At 64.1% G+C, this 1586-nt stretch carries 1 protein-coding gene; it reads right to left on the bottom strand.

The features are described 5' to 3' along the window. The coding region (locus tag B3V69_RS13965; RefSeq protein ID WP_296447509.1) for a helix-hairpin-helix domain-containing protein at positions 1 to 1586 on the bottom strand (1586 nt) is incomplete at both ends.

The raw sequence follows: 1586 nt of genomic DNA, 5'->3' as shown, positions 1-1586 counted from the left end.
ACCTGCATCAGCTGCTGGCGGTTGTTGAACGCCCCATTGGCCTCGCGCCAGCGCACCACCGCCTTGGCGACACTGGCACTCAGCCCCGATACGCGCGACAGCAGCGGCACGCTGGCGGTGTTCAGATCGACGCCGACCGAATTCACACAGTCTTCCACCACGGCCTCCAGCGTCTTGGCCAGCTCGCTCTGGTTCACATCGTGCTGGTACTGGCCGACGCCAATCGATTTGGGGTCGATCTTGACCAGCTCGGCCAGCGGGTCCTGCAGGCGCCGGGCAATACTGGCAGCACCGCGCAGGCTCACGTCCACATCCGGCATTTCCTGCGAAGCGAATTCGCTGGCGGAATAGACCGAGGCGCCGGCTTCACTCACCACCACTTTTTCAATCAGGCGGTCTGACGCCTTGGCCATCAGCTTGATCAGGTCGGCCGCCAGCTTGTCGGTCTCGCGGCTGGCCGTGCCGTTGCCAATAGCAATCAAATTGACGCCATGCTTCTCGCACAGCTTGCCCAGAATGTGCAAGGAGCCTTCCCAGTCCTTGCGCGGCTCGTGCGGGAACACGGTAGCGGTTTCCACCAACTTGCCGGTGGTATCGACCACCGCCACTTTGACACCGGTGCGGATGCCGGGGTCCAGCCCCAGCACGACGCGCGGCCCGGCGGGGGCGGCCAGCAGCAAATCGCGCAGGTTGTCGGCAAACACCTTGATCGCCACCTTCTCGGCGTCTTCCCTGAGCCGGGTGAACAGGTCGCGCTCGGTCGACAGGCTGAGTTTGACGCGCCAGGTCCAGGCGACGCATTTGCGAATCAAATCGTCGGCGGCTCGGCCCTTGTGGCTCCAGCCCAGACGCAGCGCGATGCGACCCTCGGCCAGCGACACCACCGGCGTTGCTCTTGTTTTAATAGCGGCTAGCGCAGTAGCTACGGGGGCTAGAGGCTGATTAAGCTCAGGAAGCACGAGCTTGGCGTCCAGAATCTCCAGTCCACGGCCCCGAAACACCGCCAAGGCGCGGTGCGACGGTACGCGGCCAATCGGCTCGTCGTAGTCAAAATAGTCCCGAAACTTGGCGACATCGGCGTTGTTTTCGTCCTTGCCGTCCATCAGCTGGCTTTTGAACAACCCCTCCTGCCACAGCCACTGGCGCAGATCCTGCACCACGCTGGCGTCTTCGGCCCAGCGCTCGCTCAACAGGTCACGCACACCGTCCAGCACCGCTTGCACGGTGGAGAAATCGGGCTGCTTGTCCTCGCCCTCCACCACCGGCCGCATGGCAACCACGTAGGCCAGCGCCTCGTCGGCTGGCACCAAATCGGGGTTGGCAAACAGCGCATCGGCGAGCGGCTCCAGCCCGGCCTCGCGTGCCAGTTGGCCCTTGGTGCGACGTTTCAGCTTGAACGGCAGGTACAGGTCTTCCAGCTCCTGCTTGGTGGGGGCGGCCACCAGCGCGGCCAGCAACGCGGGCGTCATCTTGCCCTGCTCCTCGATGTTCTTGATGACGGTCTGCAGGCGGTCCCGCAGCTCGCGCAGATAGCTCAACCGGGCTTCGAGCTCACGCAGCTGGATGTCGTCAAGACCGTCGGTCAC

It is taken from the genome of Rhodoferax sp. UBA5149 (genome assembly GCF_002413825.1).
Classification (GTDB): domain Bacteria; phylum Pseudomonadota; class Gammaproteobacteria; order Burkholderiales; family Burkholderiaceae_C; genus Rhodoferax.
Note: the sequence above shows the minus strand (reverse complement) of the source record. Positions and strands in the feature narration are given on the sequence as shown.